Here is a 23,468-nt window from a genome sequence, read left to right as displayed (position 1 = left end):
GTAGATTTAATTTTAACATAAAGGGTGAACGAATATTTTCATTTGAGAGAAAAAGTCAAAAATTACTTAAAAAAGTAATTTCTGACTCGGAAAGGTAGTAAATAATTAAATTTTTTCTTTTCGACGTAGTTCTTCAATTTGATTTTCCATTTTGGGAATAGTCTGTGAAAAATCAGATTGAAAAGCTGAGAATATTTGAGAACAGGCGTAATAGTCACTAGCAATTTTCTTTTTGTTCACAGGGCGTTTTTTGTCACTGAAAAAGTCGTTCAATAACTTTAGTGCAACTTGCCATGAATTAAGTTGTTCCAACATATCATGTAGAGAGTAAATTTCCTGATGACTTACCATTTTAATAGGTTGATTATTTTTTGTCTCTAGCTTTTTAATTTCCATAATTTTCCTCCTTTTTTCAGAATGATGCTTTTAAGAGCACCACCTCTTTTTTTATTATACTATATGATGTTCGTATGAGCAACAAAAGAGTGGAGGAAATTTTATGGAAAGAAAAGTAGAAATTCGTTTAAAACAATTGGTAAAAGACAGAGGTATATCATTAAGAGAACTTGCACGTTTATCAGATATCGAGCCTTCAATCGTTAATAAATTAGCAAATAATAAAAGAGAAAAGATTTATTTACCGCATATCGAGAGGATAGCGGATGCGTTGGATATTAGTGATATATCTGAGATAATTCAGTTGAAGTAAAGATAGAGATATATCACCGTATAACTAAAAGTGATACTAAATAATAGAACTATTTTAATATCTGTTTTTTTTATGTTCGATAAAAGGTTTAATTTAAAAAAGTGGTACAATCGTCAGTAAAAACTGATGATTGTACCACTTTTGAAGTAATTTGATAAAGGACTTACCATAATTTGAAAGAATAGATGTACATAGTATTTAAGAAAAAGTTATTAATATGTTATCCCACTCTTCTTCTGTATTTACTTTATCTAAACTAATTTCGAAGTCTTTGAAATACCAAATATAGAATACGTGTCCGTTGTATTCATAATCAAAAACTTTATCTACTTTTTTCCCATTCACACTTAACCCTTTTACTTTAGGATCAATACTGACCCCATAGGAAGGTTGGCGGGAAAGATGTTTATTTTCATTACCTACAACATTTAATTTGATCATTTGTTCGAGCCCGAAATCTTTTTCCATTTTTTTCTGAGCTTTATAGTCAAAATAGTTGTCAGATTTTGTTTCAAATAATATCTTTTTTTGACTTTTATCTTTGTATGTTTTGAAAATAAAGTCATTCTTTACTCTATAGAACGCATCGATACTATCACTGTATTCTATTTTTGTTATGTTATTTGAGGCTTTAACAGGATAATTTGAAACGACATTGTTAGCATCAGTATTAGTTTTTGTAACAGTAGTAAAAATAAAATATCCAGTCAGAAAAATACATGTTAGAATAAAATATTTTATTAAGTCGTGAAAATAAAATTTTTTCATTTTTTTTCATCACTCTCCACAGCTTCTTTAAAAAAACATGTTCCGCCATATTTTACTATAAAATTTCTAGCTTTGTCATGGTACTTTTGGTCATTCTTAGATGCTAAATACACAACGTATGCAATGCTTACTCTAGATATATTAAAAGATGTATTTATTTTTTTTTTCGTCATGTATAATTTATAATCTAAATTTCCTTCTAAACACTCAATATAAGCTTGATTTGATTCTTTTAATGTTGTGATCCTATGCTCAATGCTTTTTCTTCTATATTTCAAATTTTCAAGTTCATTTTTGATTTGTTGTAATCCATTTGTATCTTGTAAGTAGAAGCTAAGATTATTTTTAATAATATAGTAATTAACATAGTCAGAGATAGAATATATCTTGTTTTGATCGAGTATGGATAGCTTTGTAGATGCTTTAACAAATTCACCAGTTAATAATAATGCGTTGATGTATTCGAGTTGGCTTGAAATTTTTTTCTTTTTGTCTATTTTCATCTTTGTTAAATAGTATAACCAAAGTTTCGCATCACAGTCTTTTAGTAAAATATCATTCAAGGTGAAGTAATGTTTATATTCTTCTATGGAAGAATAGGTAATATAGTTCTTTTTCTTTAAAAAGAAAAAGAGGATAATCATTAGTAATAGTGTATACCCATTTAAAGCACCTTTCCTAAAAAAAGGCACAAATGTTACAAAAAACAATAGTATCAATGGAAGATGTATCAAAAATCGTTTCTGTTGTTCTTTTTTGTATTTTTTTAATTTTTCTTCGTATTTTGTATCTATTCTAAACATGTTATCTCCTCTGCGGATACTTCTTCTCCACTTAGGAAGGCTATCAGAGCTAATAATGCTGCTGCCCCAGCAGTGACTACACCTCCGGCTCCTATGAAAGGAGCTAGTGCTGCTAAACCAAAACCAGCTAAAATAACTGCTAATGCTCCCCCAAATAGTCCTCTACCATCAAAAACCTCTCTTTTTCCTTCAAAGATTTTTTTAATATTATCACTTATTTTAGCTGTATTTTTCCACTGTACTCCCCAGACGAAATTATCAAAATATAAACCATTTTGCCAAGTGTTGTTCTTGTCGTGAGAACTAATATTACCTTCGCTTTTAACCCCGGACAATCCCATACTTCCTTTACCGTTCATACCTATTCCATAATCTCCTACATCTAAATTAACTTTTCCGCCTAAAGAAATATCTTTCCCAACGCCAACATTTGTTCCTATTTGAGGATTGATGGAACAAATTTCTACACCTACTGAATTGTTGACAGTGACTCCACTTGAAGACCAGCCTATACTTGAACTTGTACCAGTTAAACCAAAATCACCTATTGGAGTGTTAACTTTAATGACACCCCAATCAATACTTATTCCAGACCAGGAACCATTTGTACTATCGATAGTAATGAATTTACCACCACTTTTTTCAGTCATCTCAGTGTTAGTCTTTTTATCAACAATTTTATCAGTAGTTCCAATCACATTGTCTCCAACCCAGTCAACAACACCTTTAGCTCCATCTGTAACATCTTTCCATGTTGGGAAATTTCCGTCCAAATCTACAAGTGTCAAAGGACTATTCCATACATAAGAATAGGTATTCAGCGTTTCTGGAACAGATATAATACCTTTGATAGTATCTTCACTCACAAAACGCCCTTGGCTCTGATCGTAATATCTAGCTTGTGCGTAACTTAGTCTACTAATCTCATCTTGTTGATAGCCAGTAAAGCCGAAGGGGTGGCTTGTTGTTGTACCGAATAAAGGTTGCCCAAATTCATCAAATCCATATTCTTCAATAGTCTGTCCAGTATTCGCTAACTGACGTAACGGACTGCCTAAATCATCTAACAAGAAGTATTCTTCTTCATTCTTTGCCAATAATTCATTATCCCATAAATACTGTTCTTTGTCTTCATTCACTTGACGTGCCAATAAATTATTATACGGTCTCGTCAAATCTAAAATATACTGAATCTGTTTTAATGGTTCATTGGCTTTTTCAACGGTTTGGCTGGTACGATTTCTTAAACCATTATACCGATAGGTTGCTTTGTCACCTGAGGCAGTAGTTACTTGTGTCATCATGTTTGTCGCATCAAATGTAAATGATTTAGTAACTTGATTGTTGATCAATTCCTCCACAAGGTTGCCACGTTGGTCGTAGTTAAATTGTTTGGTTTCTTGTGGTGTATCTTGTTTGATTAGCTGATTCAAGGCATTGTATTGGTAAGTTATTGAACCAGTTGATTCTTGTTTACTTGTTCGATTACCGAAAGCATCATAGGTATACTGCCGTAAGATTTCTTGGTCTTTTGAGACATGTGTTAAGCGCTGTAAGGCATCATATTGATACTGGTATTGTCCACTGTCTTCGGTTAAACCTTGACGGTGTTTCTCAATCACTTGTTTGTTGCCAGCTTGATCATACTGATACTGGTATTTTTCCAGAATTTCTTGCTCTTTTTGATGAATCAAGGCACTTAGTTGATGAGCAGGTGTATATTCATAGTGTGTGGTCACTTGATTTGGTAAAGATTTCTCAATCAAGCGTCCTTGGGCATCGTACTGATAACGGTAAACTTGATCGTCTGTGTGTAGTTCGGTTAGTTTATTGGATGGATTATAGACATATTGCACTTCTTTGCCATCTGGGTAGACTAATTTTGTTCGATTGCTTTGACCGTCCCAGCCATATTTCGTAACTTGTTGATCTGGTGTTTGCACTTCTTCTACACGACCTAAAGCGTCTAATTTCATTTGAGTGGTGCCTAACCAGTCTTTCACAGCTTCCAATTTACGTAAAGGATTATACTGCATAGTGACTTCTTTACCATCTGAGTAGTTCAATTTTTGAACTTGACCTGTTTGGTTGTAACTTAAGGCGGTTTGGTAACCATCTTTATCTGTCTTTTTAATTAATTGATTGTTTTCGTCATAGCCATAGTATTCTTGATTCCCGAATGCATCAGTCACGGTGGTCACATTTCCTAGTAGGTCGTATTGATACTGTGTCACACGATTTTGTTCGGACACGTTTTCTAATTCGGCATCAATCAATCCGTATTGTTGAATGGTTGTTAGGTTCCCTACTGTATCATAATCGTAGTGGGTTTCATTGCCTAAAGCATCTTTGACCAAAGTAAGATTTCCTGTCGGAGAATAATCGTATTCTGTAATGGCTCCCGCTTCATCTTGATACAAAACGATTCGATCGGCAGCGTCATAAGAGAACTTCCGAGTGTTGCCTAATGGATTGGTAATAGCTGTGACACGATCCAAGCTATCGTAGGCATAGGTAATTTTACTTTCTTCACTTGTCCATTTTTCAATGACATTATCATTCAAGTCATACACATATTGTTCTGTTTCACCAGCTGGATAGGTGACTTGTTTTAAGTTTCCACCAGGGTAATAGTCATAAGAAGTAACCCCGCCGTTTGCGTCAGTGACAGATTCTAATTGTCCAAGTGATGTATAAGAAAGGGTGATTTCATTTTCTAAAGCATCTGTCTGGCGGATTAATTGTCCTAACAAGTCGTATTCAAAAGTCGTTGTATGGTTTAAGGCATCGGTGATTGTTGCGACTTTGCCTAGTTTATTATAGGTATAACGAGTGGTCGCACCATCGGCTTCAACCATCTTTGTCCGTCTGTTTAAGGCGTCATACGCAAACGTGGTTTCTTCACCTTTAGGAGAGCGAATACTTGTCACATTTTGATTTTCATCATAGTCATAGTGAACGCTGTTTCCTTTGGCATCGGTGACTTGACTTAGTTGATTGTATTGATTGTACAAGTAAGCAGTCTCTGCGCCGTTTGGTTCTTTAATTTTGGCGATATTCCACATCAAGTCATAATCCATCTCTGTCACGTGTCCAGATTGATTTGTGATAGCTGAAACTTTCCCTAATTCATTGTATTCTTGTGTGATAGTTGTCCCATCAAAGTCTTTAACGGTGGTCACTTTATTAATTTCATTATACGTATATTCACGTGTATTGCCTTCATCATTCGTAACTTTCGTCAAATTACCTTCTGTATCATACTCAAATGTCGTTACGGCACCCGTTGGATTCGTGGTTTCAATGACCTGATTTTGGTTATCATACACATAACGAGTGGTTCCTTGATTTGGGTATTGGATACTTGATAGATTCAATCGTTAATGTCGTCCGTCCAACGATTGCTCTAGGTTCTGAATCATCAATCATCTTCAACACAATTTGTGTCTTGATATTACTTGAAAGCGTCATGCGCATTGAATTCTGACGTCCCGCAGAAAGTAATAGGTGAAGTCCAATCCCAGCACCTTCACGAGCTACTTGCGTAATAACTTTTTAAAGGATCTCCTCAAACTTGGCACCTTTCATTCCTTCAAAACCATCTAGAAGAATAAGGATAATCGGTTCTTCTTTGCCACTAGCACGTTCATACATATCCAAACTAGCCACAGAAAACTCACTCAACAACTTCTTACGGCGTTTCAACTCATCATTTATTCTACGAGCAAATTTCTCGATTTTCTCTTCTTCATCAATACTCATGGTAATATTTTTACTGAAAGAACTTAATCCTTTCACACCACCAAATACACCTAGGGCGCCAGCACCAACTCGGAACCAACGTTCACCAGTTCCTAATTCACGACCACTTAATAAATCTTTACCAACTGCGGCATTAAGTAATTCATATCCGCCCAATGCAGCGCCTAACGCAAAACCAGCAGGTGGACAAACGATTCCTACCACAACAGTCGTTGCAAGTGCAGCCATGTTAAACCAAAATTCTTTTTTGTGTTGTCCATCTGAAATAGATTCATATTCAAATGCACCAGAATAAAGAGTTGCTTTCTGATATTCGGAATATTTTAAATCTTCTGCTCCAGGATTATTTTCTAAATAGTTTTTCCATTCCTGAGTCATTGCACGACCAACAGTATTGTTGCCGTTCATAATATCTTCAAGATTTATCTTGTCTTTCTTTACCTCATACGTCATGTTGCTTCCCATGGCGTATGCAGTTCTAGTTTCTTTTATCCCTAAGCTATTCGATACTGAGTATTCTGTGATATCTAAATCTCTTACAGCAGTTACATAGGCATCCATTTCTTTATAGAAAGGATCGTCGATTTCAGTAGATAAAATAGTGTTAACTTGTCCTGTGAAATCTTTCAGTACTTTTAGTTTTTCACCAATCTCTTTATACTGACTACTTCGATCGGTATGACTGAAACTGATAATTCCATCTTCGTCATAGGTTGCGATATTGTCTTCTGCTTTTTCTAAATTTTTAGTGACATCATTTAATTCTTCATGGACACCTTTACCCCATCCAGAACCAATTAAATTTCCTAAGTCACGTCCCATTTTTTCCCAACTACTTTGAGTATACTTTACATCTAAGTTTGATGCTTTTAATTGGTTTTGATCTGCTACTTTTCCTAAAACAATTCCTTTGTTGACAGTCTTCAATAGTTTCTGCACTCCCTTTTTCACTGGTAGAAAAAACCTCCCAAGACTTATTTTCTTTCTTTATTACTACTTCATTTTCTTTCAAAGAATATTTTTCAAATAAATTAAAATTTGTTAGTCCTTCATCTTGTATTATTTTATTAACTTCATCTTTTTCCACGAATAAGTCTCCTTTAAAGTTTTGTTATTCGTTCTAGGTTGATTAAAATTTTAATGTGTTTAAAAACGGCATCAGCGGTTACCGCTAATACCGTCTATTATATCTTATTTAGAATCGCTACTTATGATCAATAAAGTTTAATGTCACATCGTCATTTTTCAATAGTGTTGGAATCGTGATTTTATTAAAAACACTATCATCATCAAATGAATTAGTATAAATAGATACAAAACCTGTTGCAGCTTCAGCAAATCGCGTTTCCAAATTAAGCCATAGTTCTTTAACCACTTCTTTTTCTATATCATTATCTGGGTCAAACAAGTCTAAATTTAAAAATTCTTGCCCACCGGAAGTTGATTCAAGTGAACCTTCTTCATATTCATTTTCAGAGAAGCTAATTAACTCCAATTCTATAGGGCTTTGAATGAAGGTAATATCTCTGTTCCAATCCATTTGAGCCAGTGTTTCTTTTATTTTTGTTATTGGAGTATTATCAAAATTACCTTCAGATGGAATATTTACAATATCAGACTTATCAACTCGCTGTTCTATTGGCAATACTAGTTTTTTTGTTTGGTTCGATATACTGATAAATGACCAACCCATTTTTACAGATAGTTGTACATCATCGATTATTATTTTTATCATTTTTTCACTTCCAATCTAATATGGGAATTTCTAAGGACATAGGAGCATCTTCTATTAAGCCTAATTTACTAACATATATCTGTTTACTTAGTTCTTTTACTGTTAAGTAGTTAATACGTTTATAAACCTCTAATACTTGTACGTTTGTTAATTTTATTTGTTGCTTATCTTTTTTGTTTTCTGACCACAATATAATAGTCCAAAAACTATCGTCCCTAAAATCTGCAACATTGCAATATACGATACAAGATGAATCGCTATAAATTAGATTTTCTTTTTCTGTAGCTTTAGTCATTATTTGAAATTTTTCTTTGCTCATTGTCTATCATCACCTTATATTTATATGAGATACATTCGGATTAGTTCTAAGCTGGGGAAGTTCTGTAGACCAAAAAATAGTTTGTGGTTTAAACTTATCGGGTACGTTTTTCGTGAAAGCAGTTACTGCACCACTTGCTCCATCTGCATATCTAGAAGAGAGATTCGACCAAATTTGTTTTGCTTCGGCTTCATTTAGTCCATATTTCTCATAAGTGTAAGCACCATCAGAAAGCTTTTCAAACAATTTCAAGTCATCCATCCATTTACCACCAGGAGTTCTTTCTAAAGTTAATTTGGTTACTCCTTTATTTTTTAATAATTGATCTGCATAATTTTCTGCCATTTGTCTAGCAGTAACTGTTTCCAATTTGCCAGTAGCATTGTTATAATATTGGGTTCTTCCTGCATAAAAAATTGATTTATTTTTTCCAGTTGAAACATCTAATTTATTCGATTGTTCTAACAAAAACTCTGCTTTTTTTCCAGGATCTTTTATTGAATTTAATTGTTTGGATAAACTTGTTAACGAATTTTTAGCTTGGCTAGTGATACTCTTATAATTACTTCGGCCACTATTCTGCATCATCTTCACAACATGTTCCATCTTAGTGGATGATGCACCTTTGACCATACGAATATTTTTACTGAAGGAACTTAATCCTTTCACACCACCAAATACGCCTAGAGCACCAGTACCAGCTCGGAACCAGCGTTCACCAGTACCTAATTCACGACCACTTAATAAATCTTTACCAACTGCGGCATTGAGCATTTCATAACCACCCAGCGCAGCGCCTAACGCAAAACCAGCAGGAGGGCAAACGATTCCTACGACAACAGTTGTTGCAAGTGCAGCCATGTTGAACCAAAATTCTTTTTTCTTCTGTCCATCTGAAATAGATTCGTATTCAAACGCTCCAGAATAAAGGGCTGCTTTTTGGTAGTCAGCGTAAGATAAATCTTTTGCTCCAGGATTGTTTTTTAAATAGTTTTTCCACTCGTCAACCATCGCTTTACCAACTGGGTTATCCCCATTTAAAATATCATTAAGGTTGATTTTATCTTTTTTTACCTCATACGTCATGTTGCTTCCCATAGCGTATGCCGTTCTAGTTTCTTTTATCCCTAAGCTATTCGATACTGAGTATTCTGTGATATCTAAATCTCTTACAGCAGTTACATAGGCATCCATTTCTTTATAGAAAGGATCGTCGATTTCAGTAGATAAAATAGTGTTAACTTGTCCTGTGAAATCTTTCAGTACTTTTAGTTTTTCACCAATCTCTTTATACTGACTACTTCGATCGGTATGACTGAAACTGATAATTCCATCTTCGTCATAGGTTGCGATATTGTCTTCTGCTTTTTCTAAATTTTTAGTGACATCATTTAATTCTTCATGGACACCTTTACCCCATCCAGAACCAATTAAATTTCCTAAGTCACGTCCCATTTTTTCCCAACTACTTTGAGTATACTTTACATCTGCCATTATTTCACCTCTTTTCTAACTATTTCTGTGCAGCCTGTATGCCGTTAGAAATGCCTGTATCCATTTCGCTCATTTGCTCCCAAGTCAATGCAGTTATTTGTAGCAGTCTGCCATAATGTTCAGCAACAGAAGCATATTTATTTGGGATATCTTTTAATTTTCTAACAGCGTCTTTTGCTTGTCCTTCTTTATAAAATTTTAAATTACCGATTTTTTGTGCTTCTTTGCAAGCTTCTTCGATTGTTTCAAGAATATCCATTAAATCTGCAGCAAAATCTTCAATATCACCAATGTTTATATCTACGTTTTGTGCCATATCATTCCCTCTTTTACTTTCCTTCACTTTCTTGTGGGTAAGGAATTGCTAAGCTATCAAATAGTTCTTTCATTAGCCAATACTGACTTGCTCGATAGTAGGATTCCTCCTCAACATTAACCGCACAAAGTTTGTCTTCTTCCATAAAATAAAGCCATTGTGCGAATTCTTCTTCCGTTTGTACTGCATTTGTGTCGAAAACTGCAATGGAAAGAACATTTTCTCCGACCTCTTCTTCTAAAATGGATCTTCTTTCGCGATTTCTGAGTTTTTTCAAGGTAAACTCAGTCTCATCAGATAGAGGTTCTCGTTGAACAATTGGTAGTGAGTCGAACAAATCTTTCAACACAAGGCGTTTATCCATCACCTTTATCTGATAATAGGTTTGATTTTCTACCTCGGTAAGCACAATTAGTTCATCTGGTTCACTTTCACTAAAAGCAATCATTAAATTATTTAGCTGAACATATTTTTTAGAAGTTGCATATTCTTGTAGAGCTTTTATAACAAAGAATCCGCCCTCAGAAATGTGACCTTCTTCATCTAAAATACCTTTTTCTTGAATAGCTTCTATGGCTGTTTCTAAATACTGTGGATCAGTAATAGCATAGACACTTTTGTCAGGTAAGCCAAAAATCACTTCATTTTCCGTGGCTTCAGCCATTAAATATAATTCGTATAAATGAAAAACATCATTTCGTGTTACTTTTGTTTCGGTCATCATAAGCTCTTCACCTTCGATACTTCACCATGACTTTCGTAACCAGAAATTCCTGTAGGAATTGTTTTTAGAGCTTTCGTTTGTTTCTTACTAGCTTTGTGCATATCTGAATGATATTTTTGAACAATACTTAGGTAGGCTATAAAGGAATCTTTCGCTTCACCATCCCATTTAGAGCCCTGTACTTTACTTAGTAAGCTTTTTGCTTTCGCGTTTGAGTCGCCTAGTAGGCGTGTTAAAGTTGTGGCAGAGCTAATTGCCGTATTGACTTCACTTTCAGTGATATCTAATTTGGATAATCCCATCTTTTAAGCACGCTCCCTTTCTTTTCTAGCCTTGTCAGCTTTTTCTTTTGCTTCTCGTCGTTGTGCTTCTTTTGCTTGACGTTCTTGTTCGATCTCTTGATTTACTTTGTTGATATAATAGTTTTTTCTAGTTTCAGCTTGATTTTTTGCAGAAGTAATACTAACGCTTTTTGCTTCTTCTTGACTAATGTACGTACTTAACTTTTCTGTTAATTCTTCTCGCTTTGGGTCAAAATGATTGGATGGAATCTTAGAATTTGAAAAGTTTGACACAGTTCCTTTATAAGTTGAAAAAATTTCTTTTGCGTTGTTCATGTGTTTATCATGGTCACGAATGCGTTTGTCCAATTTATTACACAAGTGTTCATATTGATTTGCTTTTCTTTCGCTTTCTCTGGTTACAAAAAAGTACATATAGTTTCTCCTTGTATATTATATTTAAGGTTTTAATCTTCCGATTTTAGTGGATAACCTTATGAACCATTGTTATTTTTCATTAGGTATTAACTCAATAAATTTGAGATAATATAATTACTGGATTGAGAGGCTATGTCGTTTTCTCCTTGAGTCTATGAGCTCGTCATCGAAAGACTGACACCTCTCTCTGTTTAGCTGTTTACGAATGAGTTAGATGTTGAAAGCCTTCTGGCTTTACTCCGTATCTAGAACAAGGTAGTAACGCTTTTCAGTTGAGTGGATTTCAATCCAAATCCTTATGAAGGCGGTATAATTATGTTCTACATTGGAATTGATATTGGGAAACGTTCCCATGTTGCTTCAATCATGAATGATGAAGGAAAGGTTGTTCTTAAAGGATTTTCTTTTCCGAATACCATTGAAGGTGGAGAAAAATTACTTGGAAAAATTCATGATTTTTCTTCTTCATCAGATGATTTTACTGTAGGTATGGAAGCTACCGGTCATTATTGGTTAACGGTTTTTTCATACTTACATGAAAAAGAGTTTTTAATTCATGTTCTTAACCCCCTCCAAACGGATGGGTGGCGTAAAGGGACAGAAATTCGTAAACGTAAGAATGATATTATTGATTCAGTTTTAATTGCAGATCTGATTCGCTTCGGTTCCTTTGTTGAAACGACACTCTCTGATGAAAATATTTTTTCTCTTAAACAGCTTTCCCGTTATCGTACTTACCTAGTTGGGACAGCGAGTGACTTTAAACGTAAAATCATTGCCGTATTAGACCAAGTTTTCCCTGAGTATGACTCAGTATTCGGTAAATCAGGTGTTTTTGGTAAAGCATCAAAAGAAATTTTACTTGAATTTAGTTCTCCTGAAACACTCCATGATATCTCTGCGAATACTCTTGCGAAACTACTTAAAGAAGCGAGTCACAATCGTTTAGGGATAGATAAAGCCAATGCCTTAAAAAGTGCTGCGAGTCGATCTTTTGGTATTACTTTTGCTCAAGAGACCTTTACTTTCCAATTACGATCAATGATTGAACAACTTAAATTTCTGGAAGCCCAAATTAAAGATACTGAAACTGAAATCAAAAAAATCATGGTTACTCTGCATTCTGTCATTGAAACGATCCCAGGGATCGGACCAATCAATGGCGCTACTATTCTTGGGGAAATTGGAGACATTAGTAAATTTTCCAATCCTACAAAATTAGTCGCATACGCTGGTCTAGACGCGACTGTTTCTCAGTCTGGTCAATATCAAGCAACACATAACGTTATGAGTAAACGTGGTTCCCCTTATCTTAGAAAAGCCTTATTTTCAGCTGCTTTAATTGCAGTACAACATGATCCTGTTCTTAAAGCCTTCTACGAAAAGAAACGTTCTGAAGGGAAACACCACCTCACAGCTCTTGGAGCAGTTTCCAGAAAGTTATGTTACATCGTTCATGCGATTCTCAAAAAGAACGAACCTTACGAAATACGAATGTAACTCAAAAAAATACCTTTGCTTTCTCTTATTTGTTATGCACTTTTTTGTTATTAAATTTTGGACTAATTCTTTTATTCTTTACTTGACTTCTTATAGTTAGTCTTTCAGATTTCTATCTTCCCAATGATATTTTTACTTTCTCAGCAAAATCATTTTCTACGAAGTATCCTTCTGTATCATCAAGTTGAGGCTCACGATAACCTAAGTTTGAGGCTTTTAATTGGTTTTGATCTGCTACTTTTCCTAAAACAATTCCTTTGTTGATAGTCTTCAATAGCTTGCTTGCATCGTCGTAGCCAGTAATTCCATTGAACAATGAACCGAATAGAAGATATATACCCATTTTTGGTCCATTTTGTAGTATTTTTACAAAAGCTAACTCCATTTCCCTTGGCATTTCGGTTAATATATACGGGATATTTGGCATTACTAAGATAAATGGTTTGATTTTTGTTAAATACTCTTTCATATTTGCAACTTCGCCATCTTCTTTCATATCTTCAAAATCATCTTCACGATCTTCCATAAGTTCCACTAATTTTTGGAAAATTTCTGGATATTCCGAGTGGTTTGAAGTATAGTGAGTGGCTCCACCACGATATTTAGCAAAATTTTCTTCTTGATCATCTAAAATTGCATATTGATAGTGACCAGAATCAACAATGAAATTTTGAATACTTGTTAAGCAATAAAGTAATCGTTCTGGTTTTGGTGCAAAAACAGCTAATTGGTTTAAGCTTGCAATGGATCTTGCAACAGGTTCAACAGCTTCAAATTCTAACCCAATTGGAATTTGTTGTTGTTCCAATAATTCTTGCACTTGTTTTTTCTGTTTAAATTCTTCAAAGTACAATATTTCAGGAACCATAGGAATCGGTTCAGGTCTTTCACCAGTCCAATGTTCATCCATTTGGCTAACTTCTTCTTGAATCGATTCAATGATCTGCAACGTATCTTCACCATCAGCTGGAAGGGCAGTTTGGAACAATTCAGGTTCTTCCAACTTGATCAACCCGCGACCAGGTAAGTCATCAATCGTTAATGTCGTCCGTCCAACGATTGCTCTAGGTTCTGAATCATCAATCATCTTCAACACAATTTGTGTCTTGATATTACTTGAAAGCGTCATGCGCATTGAATTCTGACGTCCCGCAGAAAGTAATAGGTGAAGTCCAATCCCAGCACCTTCACGAGCTACTTGCGTAATAACTTTTTAAAGGATCTCCTCAAACTTGGCACCTTTCATTCCTTCAAAACCATCTAGAAGAATAAGGATAATCGGTTCTTCTTTGCCACTAGCACGTTCATACATATCCAAACTAGCCACAGAAAACTCACTCAACAACTTCTTACGGCGTTTCAACTCATCATTTATTCTACGAGCAAATTTCTCGATTTTCTCTTCTTCATCAATACTCATGGTATCTGCGACATGCGGTAATTTCTTCAACGGAAGTAAACCATTCGTCCCAAAATCAAGCAAGTAAACATTCAACCGCTCAGGACTATGCACTCTCGCCAAATCCATCACAACCGTCTGCATAAACGTACTCTTACCATACCCAGGACTACTAAACACGGTCATATGACCTTCTTGCGTCATATTCAAACGCAACGTATTCTGTGCCTGCATACTCGGCACATCCACCACACCAAGCACAGGTTCAAGCGGCTGTTTCTCCGTTAACCATTCTTCTCTAAAGTCCACAGGATGAAGGGTAGAAGAAGCAATTCGTTCTTCCAACGGTGGTAACCAAGGTCTCGGTAGTGGTGTGATATTTTCACGTTCTGCCACTTCATGAATCCCATCAATAATGGCATCGAGTTCTGTCGGAATCTGTTTCACATCATCCGCATTTTCCAAGCCACTTAAATCTTCACTTAAAATCTCATACTGACCAAGATCGTTAACCAAGTAAATCGTATGATCCTCAATCTGTTGGTCATCTTTCTCAGGCTGATAATCCGCACCACTCCACGCACTTTGGAACAATTCATAAATTTCATTATTTCCCACTTGCAAGTAAGCACGCCCAGCTTGGGTGATTTCCGCCGCATCTGGTGTTTTCAACATTTCCATCGAATCGGCTTTATCCGCCACTTTCAACGCTAATTTAAATTTCGAGTTACTCCAAATTTGATCGTTTACCACACCACTTGGTTTTTGCGTCGCAAGAATCAAGTGAATCCCCAATGAACGCCCAATACGAGCAGTGGAAACGAGCTCCTTCATAAACTCAGGCTGTTCTGATTTCAATTCCGCAAACTCATCTGAAATTAAGAAGAGGTGAGGCATGGGCTCTTCAACATCGCCATTTTTATATAATTTTTGATACTGATTGATATGATTCACATTATTCTCCGAGAAAAGGCGCTGACGGCGTTTTAGCTCGGCGTTGATGGAGATTAAGGCACGCATACTTTGAGCGCCATCTAGGTTGGTAATACTCCCTAATAAGTGAGGTAAGTTACGGAACAAGTTCGCCATTCCGCCACCTTTGTAGTCAATCAGTAGGAAAGCCACATCATAAGGATGGAAATTCACCGCTAAACTCAAAATATAACTCTGCACGATCTCCGATTTACCAGAACCTGTCGTCCCAGCGACTAAACCATGAGGTCCGTGGGCTTTTTCATGTAAGTTCAAGTACACGATATCGTCTTTTCCACGTAAACCAAGCGGTACAGCCAAGGTTTTATGTGGCGAATGTTCGGCCCAACGTTGGGGCACATTAAATTCCTCAAATTTCTCGATACCGTACATTTCTAAGAACGTCACGGCTTCAGGAATACTTGATTTCAAGTTTTGTAAGTGATTCAATGGCGCCAATAATCGTGGTAATTGTTCTTTATTAAACGCAGTAGGGAAGTGATCCAATTGGAACGGCGTATTTTTCAATTTCCCTTCTTCCAACAAAAGCACCCCAGTATTGCGATCACGGATATCGATAACCGTTTTGATATTATCCGATAAGCTACTCATAACATCTTCCACGAAAATCACGCTACAACCAAGCTCACTCGGATCTTCATTAAAGAATTCCATAATGACATGATCCAAAATCAACTTCTCATCGGTGATCATTACCACATAATGAGGGGAGAAGATGGTACTATCCCGACTATTGCGGTTTTCTTCCATGGAATTTTTACGGTTTTTCAAAATTTGATTCAAACTATTCAACACTTGGTCACGGCTCCGTTGGTTATAGACAAACCCGCGCACATTCACATCTTGCATCGTTGCATGAGGCAACCAACGCATCCATTCCCACAGGTCTTTTTCAGCTTCTGGAAAAATTGAGATAAATTGTAGATCATGGTAGCTATGGAATACAGATAACTGATTGACTAATAAATGAAGCTGTTCCAACACTAAGTTTCTAGCGCCAATATACCCAACAGGTCCATTCACTAAGTTGGCAACAATCGGCATATCCTCTAGCTCTAAACTCTTCGTATAAAGCTCATACCCACTTTTTTCTAAATCATCCGTTTCTTTGCCACGTTCTTTGTTAGAATAGGTAATTTCACTTGATGAACCAAGCGTTCCCAATCCTAAACGGTAGAAGAGAAAGTCAAAATGCAACGGTGTTTTTTCATAAATTCTTGGGCTATACGTTTTTGTCATCTCCAACAATTCTGAAACCGTTGGATAATGATACAATTGCCCTTGTTTTTGTTCTTGATTTAATTGGTGCAATTCTACCGATTTATCCACTAAATATTTCTTATAGCTGACTTCACGGTCGATCAAGCTTTGTTTGTGCTCTTTTTTCCCTTTAAAGTAATTCGTGATCGAGAAAATAATCGTAATCAAGGTCGTTGCCGCACTGGCTAAGACGAATAAGCCATTCGGTCTGAAAAAGGCCATCGCAACTGTCACCATCAACATCACGATCGGTGGTAAAATCGTTTTGATCAGTTGGTCTTGTTGTTTACTGTTTGGTTCACTTGGGGCATTGATAATCATTTTTTCTTCTGGCTCACGGTAAATGATCCGCGGTGAACGGTGAAAATCTGGGTAATCTTCATACACGTCATAACGAGACGTATAGATTTCGCATAAATCAGATTTGATGATCGTGCCTTCTGTTGCATGGATTTCATGGGTAAAGACCTTCAATGTGTGGTGCAAGAAAGACAGTTCGTCTCCTTTACCAAGTAAATACTCTGTGCCGGTAAATAGCTGATTATTGAGCATCAACTCACTAGAAAGGACTGTCAACAACCATTGATCGTCTTGTTTTTTCAAAATAGCGGAAAGAGGCTCGGCTAAATGATCATTCGGTAATTCAAGGGTTGCGCCTTTATCCGTACTTAAAATGATTTCTTTCTTATCTAATAGATCAAACACATGTAGCTTGGTCACAGGTGTTAAAATAACTGTTGCTTGTTGATCGTCTGATAATGAAAGAGTGAGGGGAGAGCCAAGGGATAAAACATGTTCTTGACCTTGGTGTGTGATTACCCACTCGTCTTGCTTTTCAATCGTCAATTCATCTGCTTCTGTCAATAATGGCAAGTGAAGAGAGGCTTGATTATCCGATCCGATTCGTTGCGTCTTTTCTGCATCAAGGATTAGTTGATAGCGATAGCCTTGAAGGTAGATGATGGCTTGTGTCTGGGTCATCTAATTTCCCTCCTGAGCAGTCGATCCTTGTGTTTGTTCCGCTTCTGCTGCAGCATTCACACTTTCGTCACGTTTTTCTTTGTATTTTTTGTAGTCCGCTTCTAATTTGCCGATCGTTTCTTCTTTTTCAGTACCAGTCATTTTCGTGTCTTTTCTAACTTGTTCGATTTTTTGTGTGATTCCATATAAAATCAAATCAGAATCTTCTAAGTTTTTCGCTACATCTAGCGCTTCATCAAGATTTCCACGACCGTTTTCGATCCAGTAATCTAGGTAATTTTCATCAGAACGTAACGTTACGTTGTTTAAGATGACTTTTTTCTGTTGTTCTTGCAATGCTTCCCCTTGAATGAAACTAAAGGCTAATTCATATTTTTGCGTGAAAGGAATACTTGCTGTTTTTACTGGTTCTAACGTTGTGATCACGGCTTCATAGTCATTTTTCAAGAAAGCTGTGTCCGTATTTTGTATTCGATCTAAGAATGGTAAACGGAAAAACAGTAAATAAACGAGTGGAACCACTAAAATAGCAGATAGGACTGTCATCCAAATCGATAACTGTTTCATCACTTGGAATTTAGTTTTACTGACTTTTTTGATTGTTTTTGCCGCATGTTCTACGGTTTGATCGTACATTTGAACCAAGTATTGTCTGATATCTTCAAAGCTTTCTTGTTTCAGAATCGTTTGGATAAATTCAGAGCCTTTTTTGATTTCTAATTGGCCTTCATAGAGTTTAGTAAAGTCATCTTTTTTCTCGAATAAGGCGATGATCAAGCTTTTGTATTGTCTTAGTAGTAAGTCGTTATTTGTCACTTTCGGCGGCATTTTTCCGTCTAGTCCGCGATAAGCGATTTTTGGCTGTAAGTTATAATCAAACAGCAAGTTTTCTGGATGGATAAAGAAGGTAAGAGGTAAGTCTAATAGTTGTTCAACTGCGGCCATATTTGCCATGGCACGAAGTTTATCTTCTTTTGTTCCAGCTTTTAATTCGGTAAAGGTAATGCGTTCTTTTGGTAATTCATAGGTGAACGTCACCGCATCTTCTTCCCAGTGGATGCTTGTTTCCATCAATAGTGGATGAGCAACTTTTAGTAAAGCCAAATCCTTTTCTTCGTTGACTTGAACTTCTGATTTTCTTAAGGCAAGTTGCCAATTTTCCAGTGTTTTCTTAAATTCATACGTATGTTTTTCAATTAGTATAGCTACAGTTGTTTCCTTCATATTTTCCATCATTATTCTCCCAACACTTCAATTATATCTCCGTCAGTAATCGGAAAATCTTTTAGTTTTTGTTCTTCATCTAAAAGAAGTCCTTTATTCAAAACTTTGATTTGGTATTTTTTTACATCTTTTTCTTTTCCAAAAATTTGGTTCAATTCTCGAATAAACCGAAAAACAGTAATGTTATTTGGGATTCTTAAATCGACCATTTTTTCTTTATTTTTCTGATACAACAACGTTACGTTGATATGCTCTGTATTATCTGCCATGATTCTGTCCTCTTTTTCTGTTGTGATACAAAAGTAAGGTGACAACGGTCACCAACGCTAAGCCTAAAATTAATGGAAATAACGCAGGAGGAGAAGAAACCGTTGATTCAGTTTCTTCTCTTTTTACTGCTGCTTTGTTATTTTCACTTGCTGTAAATAGCTGAGTAGGGTCTAATTCTTTTACTTTTGCTCCTTTTGTTAGGAAGAGCTTAGACATGTCTTCTTGTTTTTGTTTTTCTTCCAATGCTTTTGCATCGGTCGTTTTTTTGATCATTTCAGTTTCAAATAAGCGTTCTTCTGCTACAAAGCTTTTGGTTTTCCCATCGTCCACTTGCTCTTTATTTAAACGATCTGTTTGTAATTCTAAGTTGTTATCAAGTAACGTTTCTTCAGCGTTGGTTACGTCAGAAAAGGAAAGGATACTGATTCCTAGTAAACTTAAGAATAGTAGCTTTTTCATTTCGACATCACTTCCTTCGCTTTCCGTTTGGGTTTCCAGATGAAAATATTGAATACGATCAAGGCTGCAATTGCTAATAGATAAAGAATGATCTGAACAATATTTAAGGCATTATTTGCTAGAATATCTGCTAAGTTATTTTCCCCTATCGATAGTGGATTGATCGAGCGAATAAGGTCGACCATCGGATTGTTTCCTTTGGTTTTACCAATTGCATTAGTGACAAAGACATAACTAATAAATAGGAAGAGACTCAGAGCAAAACCTGCGATATGGAATTGTTTCATGGCATAGTGATTTAATAATGAGAAAATCAGCATAAACAATACGACCATCATGCCCCAAACGATTTGGGATTCTTTGACGATACTTAATTCACTGATACTTAACATACTTAAGATCAAACCAATGCCGATAGCACTTAAGCTGAGCAGTAATGTTTCTAGCATGTTGTCTTTTAGCCATAGTTTTTCTTTTTTGAATTTGTTTTTGACTTTTCTGGCAACGGGTTGTGTTGCAAACAGGTAAGCGACAAACAAACTTAAGGTATACATGATCAAGATCCAAGTGAATGGTTCATTGACTTCCGTTGTTTTGATCGTGGCTTCTGACTTTCCGTTGACAGGATTTGCGATAAATTGTAGCAATGTATTATTTGGTACGCCGTCTTTGTGTGCATTGTTCAATACTTTGATAAATGCTGAGACGAAATCATTGTTGTTAGCGAGTTCTTTGTTTAAATTGTCCATGATGACATCCGCATTAGCAGATAGGTCTTCACCATTTTTTTGTGCGGTTTGTACGTCTTTATCGAATGAGGTAAAGACAGATTTAACACTTTCTGCTTCTTTGACATTCATATCAGATGCTTCTTTAAGCATTTCTGCTTGTTTTTTGATTGAGTCTAGCATGGAATCGATCGCGGATATTTCTGTATCTGTTGCAGTATTGTCTGAAGCAACTTTTGTTTCAGAAGTTGTCGCTTCGGTCATCGTTTTTTGCCAATCAGCAATTTGTGCTAAGTGGGATTTAACGTTTTCGTTCAGGTTCATGGTGTTGCCTTGGATATCTTGCAGTTTTTCTCCGATTCGTTCGGATTGGCGATCGATATCGTCTGCTTGTCGGCGTAAAGCTTCAAGTTTTTCATGTTGGTCTTTGTAATGACCTGTAGCAAACGTTCCGTTAAGAACTTGTTTGAACATTTCTGTCATGTTCATGTCTAGTAAGTTGTTGAAGACATCGAATGGGTATTTGTTGAAGTTTTTTAGTTCTGCGTTGACTGTTTGATATAATTCGATATTTCTACCTAATTGTTCCGCATATTGTCGGTTTGCTTCTAGGTAACTTTCTGATAGAAAGGCTGAAACATCTGCTTTTTGTGTCCATGTGGCGATGTATTCTCCATTACTAGCTCGAGTATTATAGTTTTCAACCTGTGGTGCTTCTTCCACTTGGGAATTTGTTTCAATTTGTGTGTCGGTCGTTTGACCTTCTTCAGTATCAGAAGTTTTTGTTTCTTCTGTTGTTGCTTCTTCTATTTTCGGTGTAACTTTGAATGAAGGTGTTGTTTTTGTAATAGGCGCACTTTCTCCAACAACAGAAGGAACTACAACTTTTGCAGTAATACTGAATTCAGGAACAGGTTGTGTTTCATCAAAATCTGATGTGAAAGTATAATTAAAAGTAATTTTGCTATTACGTTCGATTTGGATAGGAGTTTCAGGTTCAACTATAATCCCTTGATAACCATAAGTAACGCTCTCGATTCCGGTTGGAAATTCTCCAAATGTAATAGATCCAATATCTTTATAATTTGTTGTTTCAATAGTAAAGGACTTAGAGGCAGCATGTGCAAAGTTTCTTCGATTCACTAGCCCGTCATAAGCAGTTCTTAAATCTTTATGGTAGATACTCTCTCTCAGTGTTTCACTATCCACTTTCCACACCAGTTCATCTATTGGTGTATTTTCAGGATACTTTTCATTTGTATCACGAATTTGTTGATTGATTTCCTCTATATATTCAAGTATCCCGCCACTTTTATACATACTAGTTCTGATTTTATCTATGGCTGGATTTTTTATATATGGAGAATAGTCATACATAAAGAGTTCATTAAATTCGTTGATATCCCGAGTATCTTGTTTGAAAGGCAGGCTATCTAAACGTTTTTGCATGTTGTCTAAATAGTTTTTGTTAAAAGTTGAGACAGTTGAGAGTTGCCCAGAGTCATAATCCATTTTTGTAAGGACATCTTTAAACGTAACTTCATCTGGATTGGTTACTCTAAATTGTTTGAAAAATTCTTTACTATAAGTATCAAAATACTTATCTTCAATTCCTTCTAATTCATCAATCTGTTTTTCAACATCGGCTTTAGAAGCAACCAATTGTTCATTTAAGGCATTCATCTGCTCGATATAACGACCGTTACCGTCATCTGAGGCGATAAAATCATCTTGCAATGACTGGTTTAAACTTTCAAGTGTGCTGTACAATTTACTTGTCTCTGAACTTAGCACACTGTCATCCATCGACGTTAAGATTTTTACAAATTCCTCATACGATAGTTTGCCATCTGCACGTTGTTTTAATAACTGTTCCAGTAATGTAGAAAAGTCTTGGTGACTGCTGACAAGTGACTCTGGATTTTTGATAAAATCGACTAAGGTGTTTGTCAGTAGGTCATTTGCTTGCAATGCGCTTTGAGATTGTGAGGTGATACCTGGTAAATAATCTTTAAAGTTAATCGTTGGCTGATAAAGAATATCTTGAAATTTACCAACTGAATCTGTCTGGTTAGTATAAACTTTTTCAATATTTTGTTGTGCAGTATATAAATTATCAACGATACTGACCACATATAAATCCACGAGCTGCTGGTTCAAATCGTTGACGATTCTTCGCCCAACACTCCTAGATTCATTTTCTAAGGTAGCATTCCCATTCGCATTGATTTTATAATTGACTTGCACTTTTTCTGGTGCTTCACTATCTAGCTCTAAAAGTTTGCTTGAAAAATTGCTTGGGATTGTAACAAGTAAATTATAAGTGCCATTTTTTAAACCATTTTCAGCAATCCCTCTACTCACTGTAAACCAGTTGTATGTTGCATCTTTTTCAATTTTCTTTACGTAATCTGAGCCTAGGTTATAGTCTATGTTATTTTTATTGATCCCGTTATCTTCATTTAATAATGCAATATTTAACCGCATATCTTGTTCTTCTTTTGCTTTATTTGCAGAGATATCGGTAAAATCTCGGTTCATAAATATCAACATAATAAGTAATATTACAACCATCCAAACAGACTTCAACATATAATATAGTTTTTTACTGTTCATTTATCATTCTCCTAAAAAAAGAGGAACAGTGAGGAGCAAGTGCCCTCTCTATTCCTCAGATATGTGTTTCTTATAGACCTCTTCCGATTGCTGAAGAGATATTTTGGTCTGTTTCTTCTACAATGTTTGCAACTTCGTTCAATTGTTTGTTGATTTGCTCTAATAATTCAGCAAACTCAGATACTTTTGGTTTTAAAGCAGTGAATTGATCGTTAAAGCTATCAAAACCGCTACCTTCCCAGTTGCCTTGGATTGTATCTTGTTCAGATTGTAACTTCTGTAAGATATCGTTTACTTGGTTTGAACCATCCGTATATTTTGTTGCAGAAGTTCTTAGTTCTTGTGGGGATAATTTAATTCTATCGCCTGCCATTTTTCATTCCTCCAATTGTTTTTTTAGTAAGCATTTATTAATGCCCGCTACTTATATAAACGTTACCATAAAAAAGAGGTATAGAATCACTTAATGTAATAAGTTGCGATTTTTAAGTAAAAAATAACAATAAAAATAGGTTTTATGCTTTCCATTTAGAGTGTTTTTTATCTTAATGAGGTTTTTATAGTTATCTATAAGTTTGAAAAATAAAAAAATCTGTAAGAAAAAACAGATTTTTTATAAAAAATTAGATTTTTTTATGTTTATATTTTATATAAGGATGAAATATAAAATCAAACTTTAATCATGATCT

20 protein-coding genes and 1 pseudogene are annotated in these 23,468 nt (G+C 35.6%); 2 read left to right on the top strand and 19 right to left on the bottom strand.

Going from position 1 to position 23,468, the window contains the following annotated elements; all coding sequences use genetic code 11:
- Positions 1 to 105 precede the first annotated feature (105 nt).
- Positions 106 to 396, bottom strand: a complete 291-nt coding sequence (locus IGL98_RS17330) for a hypothetical protein (RefSeq protein WP_206843853.1) — start codon at positions 394 to 396, stop codon at positions 106 to 108.
- Between the two features lie 103 nt (positions 397 to 499).
- Here IGL98_RS17330 and IGL98_RS17325 point away from each other — a divergent pair, with 103 nt between their 5' ends.
- Complete coding sequence (locus IGL98_RS17325) at positions 500 to 709, top strand: helix-turn-helix domain-containing protein (RefSeq protein WP_206843856.1); 210 nt, start codon at positions 500 to 502, stop codon at positions 707 to 709.
- Positions 710 to 907: 198 nt separating this feature from the next.
- On the opposite strand, the gene IGL98_RS17320 is transcribed toward IGL98_RS17325, so the two are convergent.
- From IGL98_RS17320 to IGL98_RS17265, 12 genes are all read right to left on the bottom strand, one after another.
- On the bottom strand, positions 908 to 1,477 hold the full coding sequence (locus tag IGL98_RS17320) for a hypothetical protein (protein ID WP_206843858.1): 570 nt from the start codon (positions 1,475 to 1,477) through the stop codon (positions 908 to 910).
- Complete coding sequence (locus tag IGL98_RS17315; protein WP_206843861.1) at positions 1,474 to 2,280, bottom strand: hypothetical protein; 807 nt, start codon at positions 2,278 to 2,280, stop codon at positions 1,474 to 1,476. The genes IGL98_RS17320 and IGL98_RS17315 overlap by 4 nt, the downstream gene beginning before the upstream one ends.
- On the bottom strand, positions 2,268 to 5,657 hold the full coding sequence (locus IGL98_RS17310; RefSeq protein ID WP_242590296.1) for an RHS repeat domain-containing protein: 3,390 nt from the start codon (positions 5,655 to 5,657) through the stop codon (positions 2,268 to 2,270). Before IGL98_RS17310 ends, IGL98_RS17315 begins: the two co-directional genes overlap by 13 nt.
- A gap of 178 nt (positions 5,658 to 5,835) precedes the next feature.
- Entirely contained in the window at positions 5,836 to 6,969 is a 1,134-nt protein-coding gene (locus IGL98_RS17305) for a pre-toxin TG domain-containing protein (RefSeq protein WP_339099426.1), read from the bottom strand.
- The gene (locus tag IGL98_RS17300) at positions 6,875 to 7,129 is read right to left on the bottom strand and encodes a hypothetical protein (protein WP_339099427.1); all 255 of its coding nucleotides are present in this window, start codon (positions 7,127 to 7,129) and stop codon (positions 6,875 to 6,877) included. The genes IGL98_RS17305 and IGL98_RS17300 overlap by 95 nt, the downstream gene beginning before the upstream one ends.
- A 117-nt stretch (positions 7,130 to 7,246) precedes the next feature.
- Positions 7,247 to 7,777, bottom strand: a complete 531-nt coding sequence (locus IGL98_RS17295) for a hypothetical protein (RefSeq protein ID WP_206913517.1) — start codon at positions 7,775 to 7,777, stop codon at positions 7,247 to 7,249.
- 4 nt (positions 7,778 to 7,781) lie between these two features.
- Positions 7,782 to 8,096 carry a hypothetical protein gene (locus IGL98_RS17290; RefSeq protein WP_206913515.1) on the bottom strand — a complete coding sequence of 105 codons (315 nt, stop codon included), beginning with the start codon at positions 8,094 to 8,096 and terminating at the stop codon, positions 7,782 to 7,784.
- A 9-nt stretch (positions 8,097 to 8,105) separates the two neighbouring features.
- Positions 8,106 to 9,590, bottom strand: coding sequence for a pre-toxin TG domain-containing protein (locus IGL98_RS17285; protein ID WP_339099428.1), 1,485 nt, complete (start codon positions 9,588 to 9,590; stop codon positions 8,106 to 8,108).
- A gap of 19 nt (positions 9,591 to 9,609) precedes the next feature.
- Complete coding sequence (locus tag IGL98_RS17280; RefSeq protein ID WP_206913531.1) at positions 9,610 to 9,906, bottom strand: hypothetical protein; 297 nt, start codon at positions 9,904 to 9,906, stop codon at positions 9,610 to 9,612.
- Positions 9,907 to 9,919: 13 nt separating this feature from the next.
- Positions 9,920 to 10,630: a DUF5081 family protein gene (locus IGL98_RS17275; RefSeq protein WP_206913533.1), complete on the bottom strand. Its 711-nt coding sequence runs from the start codon at positions 10,628 to 10,630 to the stop codon at positions 9,920 to 9,922.
- Complete coding sequence (locus IGL98_RS17270) at positions 10,627 to 10,932, bottom strand: hypothetical protein (RefSeq protein WP_086345700.1); 306 nt, start codon at positions 10,930 to 10,932, stop codon at positions 10,627 to 10,629. Before IGL98_RS17270 ends, IGL98_RS17275 begins: the two co-directional genes overlap by 4 nt.
- A gap of 3 nt (positions 10,933 to 10,935) precedes the next feature.
- Positions 10,936 to 11,346: a hypothetical protein gene (locus IGL98_RS17265; RefSeq protein ID WP_206913535.1), complete on the bottom strand. Its 411-nt coding sequence runs from the start codon at positions 11,344 to 11,346 to the stop codon at positions 10,936 to 10,938.
- Positions 11,347 to 11,664: 318 nt separating this feature from the next.
- Between IGL98_RS17265 and IGL98_RS17260 the strand changes: the two genes are divergently transcribed.
- Positions 11,665 to 12,849: an IS110 family transposase gene (locus IGL98_RS17260; RefSeq protein WP_206912427.1), complete on the top strand. Its 1,185-nt coding sequence runs from the start codon at positions 11,665 to 11,667 to the stop codon at positions 12,847 to 12,849.
- Between the two features lie 112 nt (positions 12,850 to 12,961).
- Here IGL98_RS17260 and essC read toward each other — a convergent pair.
- The 6 genes and pseudogenes from essC to IGL98_RS17230 all read right to left on the bottom strand — a co-directional run bounded on the left by essC (position 12,962) and on the right by IGL98_RS17230 (position 23,152).
- A pseudogene (essC, locus tag IGL98_RS17255) lies at positions 12,962 to 17,482 on the bottom strand (type VII secretion protein EssC).
- Complete coding sequence (gene essB, locus IGL98_RS17250; RefSeq protein ID WP_206911954.1) at positions 17,483 to 18,715, bottom strand: type VII secretion protein EssB; 1,233 nt, start codon at positions 18,713 to 18,715, stop codon at positions 17,483 to 17,485.
- 2 nt (positions 18,716 to 18,717) lie between these two features.
- Positions 18,718 to 18,975 (bottom strand): EsaB/YukD family protein, encoded by a 258-nt coding sequence (locus IGL98_RS17245; protein WP_069647108.1) that lies wholly within the window; start codon positions 18,973 to 18,975, stop codon positions 18,718 to 18,720.
- Positions 18,965 to 19,435, bottom strand: a complete 471-nt coding sequence (locus IGL98_RS17240; protein ID WP_206911955.1) for a type VII secretion EssA family protein — start codon at positions 19,433 to 19,435, stop codon at positions 18,965 to 18,967. Before IGL98_RS17240 ends, IGL98_RS17245 begins: the two co-directional genes overlap by 11 nt.
- Positions 19,432 to 22,779 carry a type VII secretion protein EsaA gene (esaA, locus tag IGL98_RS17235; protein WP_206911956.1) on the bottom strand — a complete coding sequence of 1,116 codons (3,348 nt, stop codon included), beginning with the start codon at positions 22,777 to 22,779 and terminating at the stop codon, positions 19,432 to 19,434. The genes IGL98_RS17240 and esaA overlap by 4 nt, the downstream gene beginning before the upstream one ends.
- A gap of 70 nt (positions 22,780 to 22,849) precedes the next feature.
- Entirely contained in the window at positions 22,850 to 23,152 is a 303-nt protein-coding gene (locus tag IGL98_RS17230) for a WXG100 family type VII secretion target (RefSeq protein ID WP_010766560.1), read from the bottom strand.
- Positions 23,153 to 23,468 lie beyond the last annotated feature (316 nt).

The sequence above is a fragment of the Enterococcus sp. DIV0840 genome (assembly GCF_050527835.1).
GTDB lineage: Bacteria > Bacillota > Bacilli > Lactobacillales > Enterococcaceae > Enterococcus_L > Enterococcus_L ureasiticus.
Note: the sequence above shows the minus strand (reverse complement) of the source record. Positions and strands in the feature narration are given on the sequence as shown.

Coding starts and splice junctions, on each gene's coding strand:
- IGL98_RS17330 (WP_206843853.1), bottom strand. CDS start 396: ATGGAAATTAAAAAGCTAGAGACAAAAAATAATCAACCTATTAAAATG.
- IGL98_RS17325 (WP_206843856.1), top strand. CDS start 500: ATGGAAAGAAAAGTAGAAATTCGTTTAAAACAATTGGTAAAAGACAGA.
- IGL98_RS17320 (WP_206843858.1), bottom strand. CDS start 1,477: ATGAAAAAATTTTATTTTCACGACTTAATAAAATATTTTATTCTAACA.
- IGL98_RS17315 (WP_206843861.1), bottom strand. CDS start 2,280: ATGTTTAGAATAGATACAAAATACGAAGAAAAATTAAAAAAATACAAA.
- IGL98_RS17295 (WP_206913517.1), bottom strand. CDS start 7,777: ATGATAAAAATAATAATCGATGATGTACAACTATCTGTAAAAATGGGT.
- IGL98_RS17290 (WP_206913515.1), bottom strand. CDS start 8,096: ATGAGCAAAGAAAAATTTCAAATAATGACTAAAGCTACAGAAAAAGAA.
- IGL98_RS17285 (WP_339099428.1), bottom strand. CDS start 9,590: ATGGCAGATGTAAAGTATACTCAAAGTAGTTGGGAAAAAATGGGACGT.
- IGL98_RS17280 (WP_206913531.1), bottom strand. CDS start 9,906: ATGGCACAAAACGTAGATATAAACATTGGTGATATTGAAGATTTTGCT.
- IGL98_RS17275 (WP_206913533.1), bottom strand. CDS start 10,630: ATGATGACCGAAACAAAAGTAACACGAAATGATGTTTTTCATTTATAC.
- IGL98_RS17270 (WP_086345700.1), bottom strand. CDS start 10,932: ATGGGATTATCCAAATTAGATATCACTGAAAGTGAAGTCAATACGGCA.
- IGL98_RS17265 (WP_206913535.1), bottom strand. CDS start 11,346: ATGTACTTTTTTGTAACCAGAGAAAGCGAAAGAAAAGCAAATCAATAT.
- IGL98_RS17260 (WP_206912427.1), top strand. CDS start 11,665: ATGTTCTACATTGGAATTGATATTGGGAAACGTTCCCATGTTGCTTCA.
- essB (WP_206911954.1), bottom strand. CDS start 18,715: ATGGAAAATATGAAGGAAACAACTGTAGCTATACTAATTGAAAAACAT.
- IGL98_RS17245 (WP_069647108.1), bottom strand. CDS start 18,975: ATGGCAGATAATACAGAGCATATCAACGTAACGTTGTTGTATCAGAAA.
- IGL98_RS17240 (WP_206911955.1), bottom strand. CDS start 19,435: ATGAAAAAGCTACTATTCTTAAGTTTACTAGGAATCAGTATCCTTTCC.
- esaA (WP_206911956.1), bottom strand. CDS start 22,779: ATGAACAGTAAAAAACTATATTATATGTTGAAGTCTGTTTGGATGGTT.
- IGL98_RS17230 (WP_010766560.1), bottom strand. CDS start 23,152: ATGGCAGGCGATAGAATTAAATTATCCCCACAAGAACTAAGAACTTCT.